Source organism: Mycetocola sp. Y444 (assembly GCF_059445295.1).
On record NZ_JCAIUB010000002.1, the window covers coordinates 166673 to 184272 of the forward strand.

The 17600-nt window shown below is 65.5% G+C and carries 20 protein-coding genes; 14 read left to right on the forward strand and 6 right to left on the reverse strand.

Translation table 11 applies throughout. The features are described 5' to 3' along the window. Positions 1 to 63: 63 nt before the first annotated feature. Positions 64 to 360 (reverse strand): DUF6412 domain-containing protein, encoded by a 297-nt coding sequence (locus tag AC1C2M_RS07585; protein ID WP_495435824.1) that lies wholly within the window; start codon positions 358 to 360, stop codon positions 64 to 66. Between the two features lie 577 nt (positions 361 to 937). Here AC1C2M_RS07585 and AC1C2M_RS07590 point away from each other — a divergent pair. The 4 genes from AC1C2M_RS07590 to AC1C2M_RS07605 all read left to right on the forward strand — a co-directional run bounded on the left by AC1C2M_RS07590 (position 938) and on the right by AC1C2M_RS07605 (position 3872). Then, a complete protein-coding gene (locus tag AC1C2M_RS07590; protein ID WP_495435825.1) occupies positions 938 to 2497 on the forward strand; it encodes an HNH endonuclease signature motif containing protein in 1560 nt (519 codons plus the stop codon). Positions 2498 to 2875: 378 nt separating this feature from the next. After that, positions 2876 to 3289, forward strand: coding sequence for an SRPBCC domain-containing protein (locus AC1C2M_RS07595; protein ID WP_495432475.1), 414 nt, complete (start codon positions 2876 to 2878; stop codon positions 3287 to 3289). Positions 3290 to 3306: 17 nt separating this feature from the next. Further along, positions 3307 to 3576, forward strand: a complete 270-nt coding sequence (locus AC1C2M_RS07600) for a glutaredoxin family protein (protein WP_495435826.1) — start codon at positions 3307 to 3309, stop codon at positions 3574 to 3576. Further along, on the forward strand, positions 3573 to 3872 hold the full coding sequence (locus AC1C2M_RS07605; RefSeq protein ID WP_483405128.1) for a Dabb family protein: 300 nt from the start codon (positions 3573 to 3575) through the stop codon (positions 3870 to 3872). Before AC1C2M_RS07600 ends, AC1C2M_RS07605 begins: the two co-directional genes overlap by 4 nt. A gap of 21 nt (positions 3873 to 3893) precedes the next feature. Here the strand turns inward: AC1C2M_RS07605 and AC1C2M_RS07610 are convergent, their stop codons facing one another. Both AC1C2M_RS07610 and aspS read right to left on the reverse strand, forming a co-directional pair. Continuing rightward, complete coding sequence (locus AC1C2M_RS07610) at positions 3894 to 4289, reverse strand: SHOCT domain-containing protein (RefSeq protein WP_483405129.1); 396 nt, start codon at positions 4287 to 4289, stop codon at positions 3894 to 3896. Positions 4290 to 4426: 137 nt separating this feature from the next. Beyond that, a complete protein-coding gene (aspS, locus tag AC1C2M_RS07615) occupies positions 4427 to 5752 on the reverse strand; it encodes an aspartate--tRNA(Asn) ligase (RefSeq protein WP_495436486.1) in 1326 nt (441 codons plus the stop codon). A 153-nt stretch (positions 5753 to 5905) separates the two neighbouring features. On the opposite strand from aspS, the gene AC1C2M_RS07620 reads away from it, so the two are divergent. From AC1C2M_RS07620 to ccsB, 6 genes are all read left to right on the forward strand, one after another. Further along, positions 5906 to 6541, forward strand: coding sequence for a histidine phosphatase family protein (locus AC1C2M_RS07620; protein ID WP_495432477.1), 636 nt, complete (start codon positions 5906 to 5908; stop codon positions 6539 to 6541). A gap of 8 nt (positions 6542 to 6549) precedes the next feature. Continuing rightward, a complete protein-coding gene (locus AC1C2M_RS07625; RefSeq protein WP_495432478.1) occupies positions 6550 to 7125 on the forward strand; it encodes a TlpA family protein disulfide reductase in 576 nt (191 codons plus the stop codon). 4 nt (positions 7126 to 7129) lie between these two features. Beyond that, positions 7130 to 7876 carry a cytochrome c biogenesis CcdA family protein gene (locus tag AC1C2M_RS07630; RefSeq protein WP_495432479.1) on the forward strand — a complete coding sequence of 249 codons (747 nt, stop codon included), beginning with the start codon at positions 7130 to 7132 and terminating at the stop codon, positions 7874 to 7876. Beyond that, the gene (gene resB / locus AC1C2M_RS07635) at positions 7860 to 9578 is read left to right on the forward strand and encodes a cytochrome c biogenesis protein ResB (protein ID WP_495432480.1); all 1719 of its coding nucleotides are present in this window, start codon (positions 7860 to 7862) and stop codon (positions 9576 to 9578) included. Before AC1C2M_RS07630 ends, resB begins: the two co-directional genes overlap by 17 nt. Then, complete coding sequence (locus AC1C2M_RS07640; RefSeq protein ID WP_495435827.1) at positions 9575 to 9967, forward strand: DUF3054 domain-containing protein; 393 nt, start codon at positions 9575 to 9577, stop codon at positions 9965 to 9967. Before resB ends, AC1C2M_RS07640 begins: the two co-directional genes overlap by 4 nt. Positions 9968 to 10032: 65 nt before the next feature. Further along, positions 10033 to 11034, forward strand: coding sequence for a c-type cytochrome biogenesis protein CcsB (ccsB, locus tag AC1C2M_RS07645; protein WP_495436487.1), 1002 nt, complete (start codon positions 10033 to 10035; stop codon positions 11032 to 11034). 479 nt (positions 11035 to 11513) lie between these two features. Here ccsB and AC1C2M_RS07650 read toward each other — a convergent pair whose 3' ends face one another. Then, positions 11514 to 12518, reverse strand: coding sequence for an o-succinylbenzoate synthase (locus AC1C2M_RS07650; RefSeq protein WP_483405134.1), 1005 nt, complete (start codon positions 12516 to 12518; stop codon positions 11514 to 11516). Positions 12519 to 12562: 44 nt separating this feature from the next. Between AC1C2M_RS07650 and AC1C2M_RS07655 the strand changes: the two genes are divergently transcribed. The 3 genes from AC1C2M_RS07655 (at position 12563) to AC1C2M_RS07665 (ending at position 15458) form a co-directional block, all read left to right on the forward strand. After that, positions 12563 to 13468 carry a 1,4-dihydroxy-2-naphthoyl-CoA synthase gene (locus AC1C2M_RS07655; RefSeq protein ID WP_483405135.1) on the forward strand — a complete coding sequence of 302 codons (906 nt, stop codon included), beginning with the start codon at positions 12563 to 12565 and terminating at the stop codon, positions 13466 to 13468. A gap of 107 nt (positions 13469 to 13575) precedes the next feature. After that, positions 13576 to 14151, forward strand: coding sequence for a DoxX family protein (locus AC1C2M_RS07660; RefSeq protein WP_495435828.1), 576 nt, complete (start codon positions 13576 to 13578; stop codon positions 14149 to 14151). 140 nt (positions 14152 to 14291) lie between these two features. Beyond that, a complete protein-coding gene (locus AC1C2M_RS07665) occupies positions 14292 to 15458 on the forward strand; it encodes an AMP-binding protein (RefSeq protein ID WP_495435829.1) in 1167 nt (388 codons plus the stop codon). A gap of 157 nt (positions 15459 to 15615) precedes the next feature. On the opposite strand, the gene AC1C2M_RS07670 is transcribed toward AC1C2M_RS07665, so the two are convergent. Beyond that, complete coding sequence (locus tag AC1C2M_RS07670) at positions 15616 to 16056, reverse strand: Hsp20/alpha crystallin family protein (RefSeq protein ID WP_495435830.1); 441 nt, start codon at positions 16054 to 16056, stop codon at positions 15616 to 15618. Between the two features lie 195 nt (positions 16057 to 16251). On the opposite strand from AC1C2M_RS07670, the gene AC1C2M_RS07675 reads away from it, so the two are divergent. Then, positions 16252 to 17235, forward strand: a complete 984-nt coding sequence (locus tag AC1C2M_RS07675; RefSeq protein WP_495435831.1) for a 1,4-dihydroxy-2-naphthoate polyprenyltransferase — start codon at positions 16252 to 16254, stop codon at positions 17233 to 17235. A gap of 1 nt (position 17236) precedes the next feature. Here the strand turns inward: AC1C2M_RS07675 and AC1C2M_RS07680 are convergent, their stop codons facing one another. Then, positions 17237 to 17593, reverse strand: a complete 357-nt coding sequence (locus tag AC1C2M_RS07680; RefSeq protein ID WP_495435832.1) for a DUF4229 domain-containing protein — start codon at positions 17591 to 17593, stop codon at positions 17237 to 17239. Positions 17594 to 17600 lie beyond the last annotated feature (7 nt).

The following is a 17600-nucleotide window of genomic DNA, read 5'->3' on the forward strand; positions in this document are numbered from 1 at the left end:
GTCCTTACGGTCAGAGGAAGAGGTGACGACTGAAGGTCGCGGGTTCTCTTCGTTACCGAAGGGCTACGCGACCGTCTCTGACAGTCCTGGGGCTCGCGGCTGGGGGCGTCCTGCCGTGTTGGGGTGGCTCGGCGCCGGAATGCGGGTGAGTGACTCGCGGTGCTCGCGCGCGCGGGACCCGACCATGAGTCGCAGCGCGATGATGATGACGGCGAGATAGCGGGCACCGAGAAGAGCGGATGCCGCGAGGACCGCGACACCGGCAACGAGCACGGCGGATGGTTCTGCGGCCTGCGCTACAGCGAGCACGAGGAACGACATGGTGAGCACCATGATCAGTTGCTCGTAGCGGGATCTCATCGGTTCCTCGGGTCGCGGTTGGATTCGAGGGTATCGGATGCCGCGGCCCGCGTCAGCCTGGCGGGGCTGTCGGCCGGGCACGTCCAGGAGGCGTCGCCCGAGCTCCGGGAGGAGAAACCGGGCCCCCAGCCCTCTACTGCGCTTCGCCCCCACGATTCTCCTCCCGAAGCACCGGGGAAGCAGCGGCGGAGGCAGCGGAGGTAGCGGAGGTGCCAGTCGAGCGGAGGGCGCTACGCGAGCCCCGGAGGGGTCACCCGAGCTCCGGGAGGAGAAACCGGCCACCCAGCCCCGTATTGTGCTTCGCCCCCACGATTCACCTCCCGGAACGCGGCCAAGATTCTCTTCCCGAAACCGCCACTACCCCTGATCCCCGAGTGCCGAGAACGGTGCCGGATGCGACGACCAGTGCACTGGGTTCGTTCAAAATCGATGTCAGTGGTTGGGTGTGTACTGAACTCATGAACATCCCGGTCAGCAGCCCGATCCGCACCCGTTCCGGTGCGGCGGACTCCGGTCTGACCGGGCGTCATGCCCTCGCCTCGACTGGTGGGGGTGTGCGGGTGTCATGAGTCTCGCGGTGAGCGACTTTCCGCCGGCATCGGTGCCGGAGGGGGAGAGTGCGCTCACCGGGTTGCTCACTCACCTCGGGCAGGTGGTTGACGTTCTTGACCTGGATCACCTCGACCGGTTGACCGGGGAACAACTGTTGACGCAGCTGGGGCAGGTCGCCGGGGTGGTGCGAGCCGGTGAAGCGGTCCTCGCGGCGTTGAGTGCCGAGGTCGCGGACCGGTCCGACCCCGCGCGCGGGAGTGAAGGTTTGGCGGTGAAGCACAACTACCAGCGTCCGTCACATCTGATCGAGGTGATCACCGGGGTGTCGTCCGCTGCCGCGTCCCGGTTGATCCGGGTGGGCCAACGCACCTGCCGGAGGCTCACCGACGCCGGGTCCCCGTTACCGCCGTTGTTCCCGGTAGTCGGCGAGGCGTTCCGTCAGGGTTTGATCGGGGTGGAAACCGTCGAAGCGATCACCCGGGAACTCTCGCTCGCCGCACCCCGTGCCGAGGTCGAACACCTCGCGATTGCCGAGCGCACCCTGGTCAGTGAGGCGGTCGGTGCCGGCTGGCGCGACGGGTTACCGATGTCGGCCGACCTTGTGGGGATTCAGGCTCGGCAGTGGCGTGACCGGTTGGATGAAGACGGGATCGAACCCCGCACCGACAAGGCATTCCAGAAACGTGACTTCTGGATCGCCCGTGCCGCGAAGGACGGGTTGGTGAAGTTCGGTGGCCAGGTCACCGTTGATGTCGGAGCGAAACTCCACGCGCTGTTCGATGCGGTGTTGAGTCCAAAGACCGCGGACCGATACGACCCAACCGCCACTGACGCCGCCGCGGGCTCTGGTGATGGAACCGGCGGCGGAGCTGGTGGCACCGGATCCGCCGACACAGGTGCCTTCGCATCCGGCGACACGGGTGCCTTCGGATTCGGCGTGCCTCGAACCGTGACCGGCGCCAACCCAGCCACCGGTGACGCGGTACAAGGCACCAACGTCAGTCCCGGTGCGGAGTTCAGCGAACCGGTCCGGGCCCGCCGGACCGCGGGGCAGCAACGCGCTGACGTGTTCGCCGCGATGATCGACGCCCTCGCCCGCTCCACCGACGCACCATCGGTCACCGGCGCAGCACCCACCGTGGTCGTCACGGTCAATGCGGACGTCATCGACTCCAAGACCGGTACCGGCCAGATCGTGGGAGTGAACAGCCCGGTGGCGGCATCGACGATCAGCCAGGTTCTCTGCGATGCGAGCATCATCCCGGTGTTCATCGACCCCGACGGCACCGTTGTTGCCCTCGGTAATGATCAGCGCGGGTTCAACCGAACCCAACGAATGGGAATGATCGCCCGCGACGGACCCACCTGCGCGATGCCGGACTGTCAGATCCCGGCCACCGGCTGCGAAGCCCACCACATCATCCCGCACTCCGAAGGTGGGCCCACCCATCTCGACAACGGTGCACTGTTCTGCTGGTTCCACCACCGGATGGTCGACACCGGAGTCTTCACCGTCACGATGGTGAACGGCAAACCCAAGGTCACCATCGCCGAATGGATCCGCCGCAAACCATACTTCCGGTAACGGGCGCTGACCGGCGCTGACCGGCGCTGACCGGCGCTGACCCGCGTGACCGGTCCGGAGGGCGCTGACGGCGCTGACCCGCGTGACCGGTGCTGAGGGCGCTGACGGCGCTGACCCGCGTGACCGGTGCTGAGGGCGCTGACGGCGTTGACCCGCGTGACCGGTGCTGAGGGCGCTGACGGCGTTGACCCGCGTGACCGGTGCGGAGGGCGCTGACCGTCGTCGGCGCATGCTGACCAGCCCGGCTCCGCCATCCGCGTGGGCATCCCACTATCCGCTTGGGCATCTCACCATCCGCGTGGGCATCTCACCATCCGCGTGGGCATCCCATCGTCCGCGTGGGTATCCCACCATCGCCGTACGCGTACTCTTGATCTCATGAGTGAATCGCGCAACACCCCAGGCCAGAAGAACGACACCGGCTGGGATGTGGGCGTACGAAAGACCGTGGACACCACACCTCAGAGCCTCTGGGACTACCTCCTCGGTGAGGGGCTTCCGCTCTGGCTCGGCGAGATTGACTCCCTTCCGACCAAGAAGGGCGTCCGTTACCAGACCACCGACGGCGTACGGGGCACGATTCGTGCCTTCACCGCCGGCAAACAGGTCCGCCTCACCTGGCAGCCCCAGGACTGGCCGCACGACACCACGCTGCAGCTCACTGTGTCCAAGTCCGGCCCGGGCGCCATCGTCGAGTTCCACCACGAAGACCTCGCCGACCGTGACGAACGACGGATGATGCTCGGTCACTGGCACAACGTCACCGACTCCCTCGTCGACCACTTCGCCTAGCCGATTAGGCTGGAACCGTGGCAACGGCATCCCTCACCCTGATCTCGAAACCGGGCTGTCATCTCTGCGATGACGCCCGCACCGTCGTCACCAGCGTGATGACAGAACTCAAGTCTCGCCAGGACGCACCCCGGCTGACGCTCGATGAGGTATCGATCCTCGACGATGCCGAGCTGCACGAACGCTACGTCGAAGAGATTCCCGTTCTCCTCATCAACGGACGGGTCCACAACTACTGGCGCATCGACCCCAAACGCCTCACAACAGCACTTTTGGAGCTCACATGATCCGCCACATCGTCTGCTGGAAACTCGCCGCAACGGATGCCGCCACCAAGGCGGAACACGCCGCCCGCATCGCCGCGGAGATGGGCGAATTGCCCGCCCTCATTCCCGAGATCCTCTCGCTTCAGGTGGGCGAGAACGTCCTGTACCCCGAGGTCAACTGGGATGTTGTGCTGATTGCCGACTTCGCGGATGCCGCTGCGCTCGAACGTTATTCGGCGCACCCCGAACACCAGAGGGTGGGTAAGTTCATCGGCGAGGTCCGGTCGGACCGCATCGCCGTCGACTTCGAGGTCTAGACCCGGCCAGACCCGACACCGCTACGCGCGAGCGAGCGCCTTCGCTTTGAGGGTCTCGAACTCGGTTTGCGAGATCGCCCCCGAATCGAGCAGCGCCTTTGCGGTGGCTATCTCGTCGCTCGGCGTCGCCTTTCCGGCAGTTTCGCGGATGTAAGCATCCGTCGCTGCCTTCGCGGTGTTTGCCCGCTCCGCCGACCGCTCTGCCATGCCTTTGCCGCGCGCGATCAGGTAGACGAGCGCGGTGAGGAACGGCAGGAAGACCAGGAAGATGAGCCATGCGGCCTTAAGCCAGCCGTTGAGGCTCCGGTCCTGGAAGATGTCCGCGATGATCGAGAACAGGGCAAACAGGTAGGCGATAAACGCGAACGCCCAGAAGAAGACCCACAAGAGGTCCCAGATGTTTCGAACGAATTCCACAGCGGATCCTTCCTGCGGGCGAGCTCATGTGGCTCGCGTGGCCGGATCATATCGCCGTGGAACGGCGAAAAGACAGGGCCCCCGGGATGCTGCCTGCGCGTGACGCGGCGTTCCCGGGGGCCCTCGGCTTCAGTGTCCTACGGCAGCAGGCGCGTCGGTCCGCGGAACAGGTACGTGACCTCGCGGATGGACGTCTCGTGCAGCATGAGCATCAGTACACGGGCGAGGCCCATGCCGAATCCACCGTGCGGCGGAACGCCGTAACGGAAGAAGTCGAGGTAGAACTCCAGCTCCTCCGGGTCGAGGCCCTTCTCCTTGGCCTGCTCGATGAGCACGTCGACGCGGTGTTCACGCTGGGCGCCCGTGGAGATCTCGACGCCGTTGAAGATGAGGTCGTAGCTCTTCGTGATCGACCCATCGCCCTCGTGACGCATGTGGTAGAACGGCCGGATGCTTGACGCATAGTCGGTGAGGAATACGAACTCGTGGCCGAACTTCTCCGCGACGTAGGCCGCGATCTGACGCTCACCCTCGGGGTCCATGTCGTCATCGGCGCGGGGCACTTCGTATCCACGGTCGGCGACGATCTGCTTGGCCTCGGCCAGCGGGATGCGGGGGAACGGGGTGGCAGGAACGGTGACCTCGAGGTCGAACAGCGCCTTGATCTCTTCGCCGTGCTTCTCCTTGACCGCGCTGAAACCGGCGACGATGAGGTCCTCGTGCAGCTTCATGACGTCTTCGTGCGACTCGATCCAGCTCACCTCGGAGTCGATCGACGTGAACTCAGTGGCGTGACGTGAGGTGAACGACGGGTCGGCGCGGAACGCGGGTCCAACCTCGAAGACCTTGCCGAACCCGGCGGGCTGAGCCATCTGCTTGAAGAACTGCGGGCTCTGCGCGAGGTAGGCCTTCGTGTCGAAGTAGTCGACCTCGAAGAGCTCGGCGCGTGATTCGCTGGCGGATGCCATCAGCTTCGGTGTGTGGATTTCGATGAAGTCGTTCTCGATCCAGTACGTCCGCAGCGCGTGCTCGAACGTCGTCTGGATACGGAAAATGAGGTTCTGCTTCGGGTTGCGGAGGTCGAGGAAGCGCCAGTCCATGCGCTTGTCGAGGCTCGAGTCGGCGGCAATGGGTGTCTCGGGCAGGGCCTCGGAAACAACGGTCAGTGTCTCGAGCTTGATCTCGAGTCCGCCGAGCTTGACGCGCTCGTCGTGCTTGAGCGTTCCGGTCACGGTGATGAACGAGCCGTGGGCCAGGGCCGAGATCGATTCGGTGATGGCCAGCTTCGATGCCGACGCCTCATCCTCGGGGTTCAGCTCGCGCACGGCGGGGTTCACCAGCTGTGCGGCACCGGACTCATCGCGCAAGACGATGAACTGCACCTTCTTCTGGTCACGGACGGTCTCGACCCATCCGGAGACGGAGACGGGACCTTCGGGAAGGTCGGCCAGGTTCTTGATCAATACGCGTGTGGTCACGAGGGTCAAGCTTACCCGCGCGCCGCTGCGCTTCTCCTGACGGTGTCGACCCCGCTGTCCTCCGCGTTTCAGGTCGCGCCGGCGGGGGCGAGTCGCTCTCGGTGTTTTCCGAGTTCTACCGAACGTAGACTGGGACGTGTGGTAGCCAGCCAGATCCACCTCGTCCGTCACGGCGAGGTGCACAATCCGACACGAGTCCTCTATGGTCGACTCCCTGGTTTCCGACTCTCCGAACGCGGAGAACTCATGGCTGCTGCCGCAGCGGAAGACCTCGCCGCGCGCGATCGCACGATCACCCGGCTGGTGGCATCCCCGCTCCAGCGCGCTCAGGAATCCGCGGCTCCCATCGCCTCCCGGTTCGGTCTCGACATCGTCACGGACGAGCGCATTATTGAGCCGACCAACCACTTCGAGGGCAGGATCATGCGGGCCGCCCTTCGCAACCCCGCGAACTGGCCGGCGCTTCGCAACCCGCGCAAGCCCAGCTGGGGCGAACCGTACGTGTCGATCGTCGCGCGCATGCTCGACGCCGTCCGTGACGCGTGGGAATCCACCGAGACCGGCGACGCCGTTCTCGTGAGTCACCAGTTGCCGATCTGGATGGTGCACTCGTCGCTCACCGGCACACCGTTGCCGCACGACCCCCGCCAGCGTCGGTGTGCACTCTCGAGCATCACCACTTTCGAACACCGCGATGGGGCGTTCGTCGAGGTCGGCTATTCAGACCCGGCGGCCCCGCTCAGCGCCGGCGCGACGGACGTGGGGGCGGTATGAAACACCGGATGCCGCTGGTCGCCACGCTCCTCGCCTCGACACTCCTCCTTGCGGGCTGTTCAAGCGACCCACTCGCTGAGCAGTACGCGGAGGGCAGCAACAAGGGCTACATCGCGGGCGACGGGAGCGTCACCGAGATCGCCGAGGCCGACCGCGGAGAGTCGATCACGTTCTCCGGCGTCGCCGATACGGGTGAGCAGATCGCGTCGGCCGACTTCGCCGGCGACGTCCTGGTGGTCAACTTCTGGTACGCCGCGTGCGCACCGTGCCGTGCCGAAGCGCCGCTGCTTCAGGAACTCAGCGCGGAGTACGACGGTAAGGACGCGCAGTTCATTGGCGTCAACGTGTACGACCAGGCAGACACCGCGCTGTCGTTCAACGACAAGTACGGCATCACGTATCCGTCGATCATGGACGTGCAGGACGGTGCGGTGAAGCTCGCCTTCACCGGCAGTGTGCCGCCCAAGGCCGTTCCCACCACCCTTGTCCTCGACAAGGAGGGCCGGGTCGCCGCACGAATTCTCGGCCAGGTGAAGGAAGCGTCGATCCTCGACACCCTCATCCGCGACGCGATCGCCGAGTAACCACGTGAACCCCGGCGAGATCATTTTCAATGGCCAGCTTTTGGCCGCCATCCCGATAGCACTGCTCGCGGGGCTCGTCTCGTTCGCGTCTCCCTGTGTGCTCCCGCTCGTTCCCGGTTACCTGGGCTACGTCGGCGGCATGTCGAACGGCGCCCGCGGAAAGGCCACCCCGGCACGGTCTCGGGTGCTTCTCGGTGCCACGCTCTTCGTGCTCGGTTTCTCGCTCGTGTTCGTGCTCATCGGTGCATTCGCTGGAACCGTTGGCGCATTCGTCGTCCGCTGGGAAGACATCATCACCCGGGTTCTTGGCGTCGTCGTCATCGTCATGGGACTCGTCTTCATCGGCCAGTTCTCGTTCCTGCAGCGCACGGTGAAGTCCAACTTCCGCCCGGCAACCGGACTCGCCGGAGCGCCGCTTCTCGGCATCGTCTTCGCGGTCGGCTGGACCCCGTGCCTCGGCCCAACACTCATCGCCATCAACGCGCTGAGCTTCGAGTCCGGGTCGACCGGTCGGGGAGCAATCCTGGCGCTGTTCTACTGCGTCGGTCTCGGCATCCCGTTCCTTCTCGTCGCGGCCGGCCTCAACTGGGTGACCGGATCCGTTGCATTCTTGAAGCGGCATATTCGCGCAATAAATATCGGAGGCGGCATCCTGCTCGTAATCATCGGCGTGCTCATGGTGACTGGTGTGTGGGGCATCTTCATGTCGAAGCTTGGGGTGGTGATCAGCGGATTTGTCCCGGCCATCTGATTACGTTGATGCCGGAGCGCCGCTGAGCGAACGCGAGCGCCCGGATTCCGACGCAGCTGACGTCCAGCAGCCGAAACTCGGGTTCGTCGGCACCCTTCGCTTCATCTGGCGCCAGCTCACGAGCATGAAGACGGCGCTGCTTCTGCTCCTCCTTCTCGCTGTCGCGGCGGTACCGGGTTCGCTCGTGCCCCAGCGCAGCTCCGACCCGAACGGCGTCATCCAGTATTTCGCCGACAACCCGGACCTCGCTCCGGCTCTCGACAACATTCAGATGTTCGATGTCTACGGGTCCGTCTGGTTCTCGAGCATCTACCTTCTCCTCTTTGTGTCGCTGATCGGTTGTGTGATCCCACGCACCAAGCACCACCTTCAGGCCATGCGCGCACGTCCGCCGCGCACCCCCGCCCGCCTTGAGCGTTTGCCCGCACACACCGAGCAGACCCTCTCGGGTGGCGATGCTGGAGCCGCAATCGACGCGGCACGGGGTCTGCTGAAAAAGTCCGGCTATCGCGTCGAGCTCTACCAGGGCAGGGACGGCGCTGTGTCAGTCTCCGCGGAGCGCGGCTACCTGCGTGAGACGGGCAACCTCGTCTTCCACTCCGCGCTCGTCGGCATGCTCGTCACCGTCGCGATCGGCGGCGGACTTGGTTACGCCGGACAGCGGGTCGTCGTCGAGGGGCAGACTTTCGTCAACACTCTGCTCGATTACAATTCCTTCAATCCGGGCCGGTTCTACAACCCGGATGACCTCGCGCCGTACTCGCTCTCGCTCGATCGGTTCGATGTGGCCTACGAGCAGGAGAACCTCGACGCTTACGGCCAGCCCATCGACTTCACGGCATTCGTCACGACTCGCTCACCCGGCGGCGATCCGGTGGAACGCACCGTGAAGGTCAACGAACCCCTCCGCTACGAGGGCACAGACGTCTACCTCCTGGGCAACGGCTACGCACCGACCATCACTGTCCGGGACCCGGATGGCACGGTCGTGTTCACCGATTCGGTGCCGTTCCTCCCGCAGGACGCCAACCTGACGTCCCTCGGTGTCGTGAAGGTCCCCGATGGACTCGAAGAGCAGATCGGGATGATCGGTTTCTTCTATCCGACCGCACAGCTGCTCGAGACCGGCGCGTACACCTCTACCTATCCCGATCTGGTGTTCCCGGTTCTGACGCTCAACGTGTACACGGGCGACCTCGGCATCGACGACGGTGCACCCAAGTCGGTGTATGAACTCGAGACCGACGACATGACTCAGCTCACCGGCGGCAAGACCGGCGTCGACTCCATCGAGCTGATGCCGGGCGAGAGCCAGGAGCTCCCGGGCGGCGTCGGCACGATCACCTTCGAAAACGCCAACCCTGACGCGGTTCCCGTCGATCCGGATGCCGCTGCGAGCGACGATCATGCAGCGGTCACCGCCGCGCACTACGACAACGCGGTCCCGCGGTTCGCGTCGTTCGATGTGCACCGTGACCCGACACAGGGGTGGGTGCTGCTGTTCGCCATCCTCATCCTCGGCGGCCTGCTCACCTCGCTCTTCGTTCCGCGGCGCCGGGTCTGGGTCAAGGCAACGGACAAACCTGACGGCACTGTACACATCCAGTACGCCGGCCTTGCACGCGGTGAAGATCCCGGTCTCGTCGAAGCCGTCGATGCGATCGCCTACCGTCACGGCACCGCGCTCGGCCTCGAACGATGAGTGCACGCGCCCGCGACGTGGCGATCGCTGTCGGTCTCGACGTCGTCGTGACGCTGATTTTCGTGCTCATCGGGCGCGGCACACACAACGCTGACCCCACGGTCGTGGGCCTCGCGACGGCGTGGTGGCCGTTCCTCGCCGCGCTCGCACTCGGCTGGCTCGTCACCCTCGCGTGGCGCCGCCCGTTCGGACTTGTCTGGCCCGGGCTGGGACTCTGGCTGATCACCGTCGCTGGTGGGATGCTCTTCCGCACGCTGTCGGGGCAGGGAACAGCTCTCGCTTTCGTCATCGTTGCCACCCTGTCACTCGGCATCCTGCTTATCGGATGGCGCGGCATCGCCGTGTTGATCCGCCGTCGATCGTCACTTACTCGCGCTCCCTCAGCGTGAAACCCGAGAGGTACTGTTAAACCGTGGATCTCAACGAACTGTCCGTCCTCGCCCTCTGGTCCGCCATGGCGATCTACGCGCTGGCGTTCATCGCCTTCGCGGTCGACCTCGCCAAGCGTTCAGCCGACGTCACGGCGGCCGCAGAACTGACCGAGGGCGACAGCGTGAGCGTGCCCATGGCCGCAACAGTCGGCTCCGCCGGGAACGCCAGGGTCGCAGCATCCGCGGATTCGACGGTGAACTCAGGGCGTCGCCCCGTCGGGACGCTCACGCGCACTGACCCGGACGCTCCACAGGTCCAGGCCAAGAAGTCAGCGGTGCTTCGGGTTGCCGTCGCGCTGACCGTGCTCGGGCTCCTGCTTCACCTGACCGCAGCGGTCACCCGTGGCGTCGCCGCGGAGCGTGTTCCGTGGGCCAACATGTACGAGTTCGCCATGACGGGCACACTCCTCATCATTGCGACCTACCTCGTCGTGCTCACCCGCGTTGACCTGCGCTTCCTTGGCACCTTTATCGTCGGCCTCGTGCTCATCATGCTCGGCGTCGCTGCCGTGAACTTCTACGTTGAGGTCGTTCCGCTTCCGCCGGCGCTGCAGTCCGCGTGGCTCGTGATCCACGTTTTCGTCGCGTCGACCGGAACCGCACTGTTCGCGCTCGGGTTCGCGTTGTCCGTTCTGCAGCTCGTGCAGCACCGCCGGGAAGCGAGCGGTTCCGACCTGAAGTCGTTCAAGCTCAAGTTCGTCGCAACGCTCCCGTCGGCAGCGCGCCTCGAGAACCTCGCCTACCGTTCCAACATTGTCGCGTTCATCCTCTGGACGTTCACCCTCATCGCCGGTGCGATCTGGGCAGAGCGCGCGTGGGGCCGCTACTGGGGCTGGGACACCAAAGAGGTCTGGACCTTCATCATCTGGGTGATCTACGCCGGATACATCCACGCTCGCGCGACGCGCGGCTGGCGGGGATCGCGCTCGGCGTGGCTGTCGATCATCGGCTTCGTCGCGGTGATCTTCAACTTCTCGATCGTGAACCTGTTCTTCAAGGGACTGCACGCGTACTCGGGCCTGTAAGTCTGCACGCCTACTCGGGTCTGTAAGCCTGCACGCGTACTCGGGTCTGTAAGCCTGCACGCGCACTCGGGTCTGTAAGCCCGCGCTCGTCTACTAGCACCTGTAAGCGGCAACGCGAACCAGCGCCGAACGCTCGTGCGGCGGCCCGGATGCGTCCTGCCGCTCGTCGAGAGCTACAGTCCCATGCTCGAGCTGCAGATACTTCTGCAGCGCGGGCATGGATGTGCAGCGCGTGCAGACCCGGGCCGCGCTCGTGGTGGGGTGGGGTGCCGCTGGGACGGCGGGCCCGGCTCAGGCCAGCGCGCGGCGGGCAGGGCCGGTGCGGCAGGGCCGGCGCCGGGGCTCAGGCCGGCGCCATGCCCGTGCGGCGGCCCGGATGCGTCCTGCCGCTCGTCGAGCGCTACAGTCCCATGCTCGCGCTGCGGATACTTCTGCAGCGCGAGCATGGATGTGCAGCGCTCGGTGGGTAGCTCCGGGGCTCAGGCCAGCGCCGCAGCCGCGTCGCCCTCCGCGAGCAGCTCGTAGCAGCGCGACACCCGCTCCAGCCACCATTCGCGGCGGGCCGGTGACGCCGCATAACCGTCGATCAGCCGCGGCGTCGGGGTAACCCTGCGCACATCGATCGATCCGCCGGATGCCTGCATCGGGGCATCCGTCACGTCCGCCGACAGCAGCGACGCCGTACCGAGCCCGCAGTCGTAGTCGAGCTCGGGAATCACCGACGCGAGCCACGCCCCCATCGACAGGCCAACCGACGTGTCGAGGGCGCTCGACACGACCACGGGAAGCCCGGCCTGGGCAATGATGTCGAGTGAGCGACGGATGCCGCCGAGCGGCTGCGCCTTCAGCACGAGAATGTCCGCGGCGCCGGCCCGCGCAACGTTGAGCGGGTCGGCGGCCTTACGCACACTCTCGTCTGCTGCGACCGGTACCCCCATGTACTTCGTCCTGCGTCGGATTTCGACGAGCTCCGCAACCGTGGCGCAGGGCTGCTCGACATACTCGAGGTCGTACTCGGCGAGGGCATGGATGGCGTGCTCCGCCTCGTCGATGTTCCAGCCGCCGTTTGCATCGATACGGATCCGGGCTTCCGGGCCGAGGATGTCGCGGACGGCACGCACCCGCGCGACGTCTTCGGCGAGCCCCTGGCCACGTTCGGCGACCTTGACCTTTGCCGTGCGGCATCCGTCGAACCGCTTGAGGATTCCGGCGACGCGGTCGACGTGCACCGAAGGGACCGTGGCGTTGACCTGGATGCTGGAGCGCAGCGGGGTGGGCAGGTCGCCGAACGCGAACTCGATGGCAGCCCGAAGCCAGGTGGCGCTCTCAGCGTCGTCATATTCGACGAACGGGGAGAACTCGCTCCACCCGTTCGGACCCTCGAACAGCAATGCTTCGCGTTCCTCGATGCCGCGGAACCGGGTGGCGAGGGGCAGCGCGACGACCCGCGCTGTGTCGAGGAGATCGTGGAGCTGTGGACGCATGCCTCCAGTCTGGCATCCGTTCCCGCCGTCGTTAGGCTGGAGCAATGACCGTGTCAGAAATATTCGACGAGACCCAGTGGGCGGATGTGACGGGGTTCGATTCCCTCACTGACGTGACCTATCACCACGACACGACGGGCCGCATCGCTCGTATCGCGTTCAACCGGCCAGAGGTGCGCAATGCGTTCCGGCCACACACGGTCGACGAGCTTTACCGGGTGCTCGAGGATGCGCGCACCAACTCACGAATCGGTGTCGTGCTGCTCACCGGAAACGGTCCGAGCCCGAAGGACGGCGGCTGGGCGTTCTGCTCGGGCGGCGACCAGCGCATTCGTGGCCGCGACGGCTACAAGTACTCGGACACCGACTCGGCCGGGGGAGTCGACCCCGCGCGCGGCGGGCGCCTGCACATTCTCGAGGTCCAGCGTCTGATCCGGTTCATGCCGAAGGTCGTCATCGCTGTCGTTCCCGGTTGGGCTGCTGGCGGCGGCCACTCGCTTCACGTGGTCTGCGACCTCACGATTGCCAGTCGTGAGCACGGCAAGTTCAAGCAGACGGATGCCGATGTCGGCTCCTTCGACGCCGGTTACGGAAGCGCGTACTTCGCCCGCCAGATCGGCCAGAAGTTCGCACGCGAGATCTTCTTCCTCGCCGAGGAATATTCGGCAGAGCGCGCGTACCAGATGGGCGCGGTCAACGCCGTCGTTCCACACGAGGAGCTCGAATCAACTGCGCTCGACTGGGCGCGCACGATCCTCGGGAAATCGCCGACAGCCATCCGGATGCTCAAGTTCGCGTTCAACGCGGTCGATGACGGCATGGTCGGTCAGCAGGTGTTCGCCGGTGAGGCAACGAGGCTTGCGTACGGAACCGACGAAGCCGTTGAGGGCCGCGACTCGTTCCTCGAGAAGAGGGAGCCGGACTGGGGGCCTTACCCCTGGCAATACTGACGGCTCGGCCCGGGGTCTTTAGTCTCCTGACGGGGCGGTCGCTGACGCGCATACTGTGCGGAAGGGCCGCTCGGTCCGCGTCCACACGACGAGCACAGGAGGACGAAATGACCGCTAGACCCGCCCAGTCACACAGTGACGACGTCAGAGAAATTCCGGTTAACGGCCGCGGCGATATCCTCACTCGAACCGCTCGCCGCTGGCTCGCCGTTCTCAGGCTCGCCCTCGGTTTCCTCTTTCTCTGGGCTTTCCTCGACAAGACCTTCGGGCTCGCGTTCTCGACCCCGTCTGAGCGCGCCTGGATCAACGGCGGAGCGCCAAGCCAGGGCTTCCTCAAGAGCGATGCGGTCCGCGGGCCGCTGAAGGACTTCTTCGGCAGCATCGCCAGCCCGCTGACCGACTGGCTGTTCATGCTCGCGATGCTCGGACTCGGTGTTGCCCTGATGCTCGGCATCGGCTTGCGCGTGAGCGCCGTCGTCTGCACCTTTGTGATGATCCTCATGTACCTGGCTGAGTGGCCGTTCACGCCCAACTCCGGGTCCACAAACCCCCTCGTGGATTACCACATCATCTACGCACTGGCCAGCATCGTGATCGCCGCAACCTATGCCGGCGACACCTGGGGCGCCGGCCGCCCGTGGAGGCGCCTGGGGATCGTGCGCAAGAACCCCTGGCTCATCTAGCACTGCCGGTTACCACGAAGGGCGAACGGATGCCGATCCGTTCGCTCTTCGTTGTGGGAGCGTGGAACACATCCGGAGCTCTCCGCCTCCAGGCACCCAAATCTCTCACGCCGTCGTTGCCACCCGCATACACTGAAACCATGACGAGGCCACTCACCCGGGTGTCTGCCACCGACCCACTCGAGCTGATGGTCGAACTCCGGCGCGCACTCGACAGGTCGGGCCCGGCCATCACTCCCGTTCCGGGTGCCGACGATGGCACAGACCCGACAGTGCCGACGGACGAAGAGGTGTCACAACCTGTCGGAGTCGTCATCGAGACGTCTGGCTCGACCGGGGTGCCCAAGCGGGTTGCCCTCGGCTGTGATGCCCTGCTCGCGAGTGCCGCAGCGTCGGCAACGGTCCTCGATGGCCAGGGCCAGTGGCTCCTCGCTCTGCCGGCTCACTACATCGCGGGGATCCAGGTTCTCGTCCGCTCGATCGCCGCGGGAACCACCCCCATCGCTTTGCCCCAGGGGCGCTTCGACCCGGCCGCGTTCGCCGACGCATCGAAGCGTCTCACCGCTGAACGCCGGTTCACCTCCCTCGTGCCGCTTCAGCTCTCGCGCCTGCTGGAATCCAGGGCCGGGCTTCTCGCTCTTCGGCGATTCGACGGCATCCTCGTCGGTGGCCAGGCGATGCCGCTCCCGCTTCTCGCGCGCGTTGAACAACTGGGCCTCCCGATCTATCGCACCTACGGATCGAGTGAGACCTCGGGTGGCTGCGTCTACAACGGGGTCCCGCTTCCCGGTGTGCGCGTCCGGGTGGTCAACGGTGAGGTCGAGCTGGCGGGCCCGATGCTCGCGGAAGGGTATCTCGGCGACGACGCGCTCACCGAACGAACTTTTGTTGTCGATGACGGTCTGCGCTGGTATCGCACCGGTGACCTCGGGGAATTCGAGGACGGCGTCCTCCGGGTGACCGGGCGTGCCGACAACGTCATCATTTCCGGCGGCGTGAACGTCTCCCTCGACCGGGTCGAACGCGTGGTCAGGGGAATTCCCGACCTGGCGGAATCTGTGGTCGTTCCCGTGGCGGACGACCGGTGGGGAGAGGTTCCCGTCGTCGTCACGGTCGGACGGCATCCTGAACTGTCTGACATTGCGGATGCCGTGGCGGTCGCGCTGGGCAAACCGGCCAGGCCAGCCCACGTCGTCCGTCTCGACTCGATGCCAACCCTGCCGTCCGGTAAACCCGACCGGCTCGCGATCGTCGCGATCGTTGCGGTCACGCTCGGTTCTGAGGACGCGCAGACCGCCGAGCCGTAGTCCGCCCGCCGGCCACGCCAGCCCGCACAATCGGTCGCCTCCGGCGGACCGCCTGGGCTGACCGGGTAAGCGAAAAGGCCGGGGCATGACGCCCCGGCCTTTCGCTTTTGCTCACTCGGCAGCCGACGGTTCAGCAGATCGCGCCGGAGTCAGCCGCTCAGGAGCCGCTGCCCGACTCGGAAACCTGGAGCGTGTCCTGCGGCTCGTTGGCGAGCGAGACCTCGATCTTGCGTGGCTGGGCCCGCTCCGAAACAGGGATCAACACCCGCAACACTCCGTTGGTGTAGTTCGCCTCAATGCGCTCGGTGTCGATGCCCTGACCGAGGTTGAGTTGCCGCAGGAAGGTACCGGTCATCCGCTCTCGTGCCAGCCACTTCACGCCCTCGCCCGTGCTCAGGGTGCGCTCCGCGCGGATCGTCAGCAACTGGCCGTCAACATCGATGTCGACGGACCCCGGGTCGATGCCTGGGAGATCGGCCTCGAGTACGTATCTCTCGCCCTCGCGATACAAATCGACGGGCATCAGGCGCGGTCCGTGCCTGAGCAGGGAATCAGTCACACGGTCGAGTTCACGGAAGGGGTCGAAGTTCAGTGCCATAAGAAAGTTTCTCCTTTGCTTCACTGGGTTAAACAGGTACTGATCGTGAAGTTGAGTCGGTCAGACTCAAGTTCTGGCAGACATGCTAGCACCGGTGGTGAAAAATCAAAATGACGGCACTCGCGTACTGTGGCGCGCAACAAAACCCGTCACGTCGTAGCTGTAAACTCCTTGCGGACAGAGGGAGGTTGCCAGGTGGCAGCTAAGCAGCAGAGACTCACGCCGCCCACGGCACCGGCAGCATCGAAGCGAAAGGGCAAGAGCGGGAACCCCGCGGCACGTGTGTACGCCGATGTTCGCCCGGCCCGGTTCAGCGACTGGGTCGCCGGAGCGCGCATCCCGACCCTGCCGATGTCGGTCTCCCCGGTGCTCGTCGGCACCGGCGCGGCGATCGCGGCGAGCGACCCGGGTGAGTACCACTGGGTGCGTGCCCTGCTCTGCCTCGTCATCGCGGTGAGCCTCCAGATCGCGGTCAACTACGCGAATGACTACTCAGACGGCATCAGGGGTACCGACCGCGACCGTGTCGGTCCGTTCCGTCTCGTTGGCAGCGGCAAGGCGACGCCCAAGGCCGTGCTCACCGCTGCACTGATCTTCTTCGGCATCGCGGCTGTTGCTGGCCTGGTTCTCACCGTTCTCACCCAGCTGTGGTGGCTGATCGCCGTCGGCGCCGTCGCAATAGTCGCTGCCTGGTTCTACACCGGCGGCAAGCGCCCGTACGGATATCTGGCGCTCGGTGAGCTCTTCGTTTTCATCTTCTTCGGTCTCGTGGCCACACTCGGCACCACCTACGCGCAGGTCATGGACCTCACCCAGGAGGCATGGCTCGGAGCGGTCGGCGTCGGTCTCATTTCCGTTGCGACGCTCATCGTCAACAACATCCGTGACATCGAGCAGGACCGCGTCGCAGGCAAGCGCACCCTGACGACGTTCCTCGGAACGATCCCCAGCCGCATCCTGTACATCGTGTGCCTGCTGGTTCCGTTCGGCATCGCCGCCTGGATCGCGCTGCTTTACCCGATCGCCTGGTTCGCGCTCTTCGCGCTCCTCGCTGCGCTTCCCGCGGCGATCATCGTCGCAACGGCGCGGACGGCCAGGGAGTACATCCTCGCGCTGAAGCTGACCGGACTCACCCAGCTGCTCTACGGCATCGCGCTGTTCTGGGCGTTCTGGAAGTAGCTCAGCGCTCGGTTGGTGAGCGGGACTCGTCTGTGTTCCGCTCATCCACCGTGTCCTCGGCATCCACCGTGTGCTCGGTGTCGACCGTGCCATCGGCGTGCGCTACGTGCGCGGTGTCTTCCGCGTCTTCGTCGGCGGTGACCGGCGTGCGGTTACCGTGGCGGCGGTCGTACAGTTCTGCCGCGACCTGCTCGCGCGGCTGCCTGAGGAAGATGTACGACAGGCTCAGCCCGATGATCGCGGCGAGCACCGTCGCAACCCACGGCTCGAAGCCCAGGAAGAGAAGCAGGGCAAGGGGAACCGCGAAAGCGAGCAGGCGGAGCACCGTGTAGGTCACAACGGGGGGAATGCGTTTCACGGGATCA

Excerpts from the sequence above, each read along its gene's own strand:
- AC1C2M_RS07585 (WP_495435824.1), bottom strand. The coding sequence starts at position 360 with ATGAGATCCCGCTACGAGCAACTGATCATGGTGCTCACCATGTCGTTC.
- AC1C2M_RS07595 (WP_495432475.1), top strand. The coding sequence starts at position 2,876 with ATGAGTGAATCGCGCAACACCCCAGGCCAGAAGAACGACACCGGCTGG.
- AC1C2M_RS07605 (WP_483405128.1), top strand. The coding sequence starts at position 3,573 with ATGATCCGCCACATCGTCTGCTGGAAACTCGCCGCAACGGATGCCGCC.
- AC1C2M_RS07625 (WP_495432478.1), top strand. The coding sequence starts at position 6,550 with ATGCCGCTGGTCGCCACGCTCCTCGCCTCGACACTCCTCCTTGCGGGC.
- AC1C2M_RS07640 (WP_495435827.1), top strand. The coding sequence starts at position 9,575 with ATGAGTGCACGCGCCCGCGACGTGGCGATCGCTGTCGGTCTCGACGTC.
- ccsB (WP_495436487.1), top strand. The coding sequence starts at position 10,033 with ATGGCGATCTACGCGCTGGCGTTCATCGCCTTCGCGGTCGACCTCGCC.
- AC1C2M_RS07650 (WP_483405134.1), bottom strand. The coding sequence starts at position 12,518 with ATGCGTCCACAGCTCCACGATCTCCTCGACACAGCGCGGGTCGTCGCG.
- AC1C2M_RS07655 (WP_483405135.1), top strand. The coding sequence starts at position 12,563 with ATGACCGTGTCAGAAATATTCGACGAGACCCAGTGGGCGGATGTGACG.
- AC1C2M_RS07660 (WP_495435828.1), top strand. The coding sequence starts at position 13,576 with ATGACCGCTAGACCCGCCCAGTCACACAGTGACGACGTCAGAGAAATT.
- AC1C2M_RS07665 (WP_495435829.1), top strand. The coding sequence starts at position 14,292 with ATGACGAGGCCACTCACCCGGGTGTCTGCCACCGACCCACTCGAGCTG.
- AC1C2M_RS07670 (WP_495435830.1), bottom strand. The coding sequence starts at position 16,056 with ATGGCACTGAACTTCGACCCCTTCCGTGAACTCGACCGTGTGACTGAT.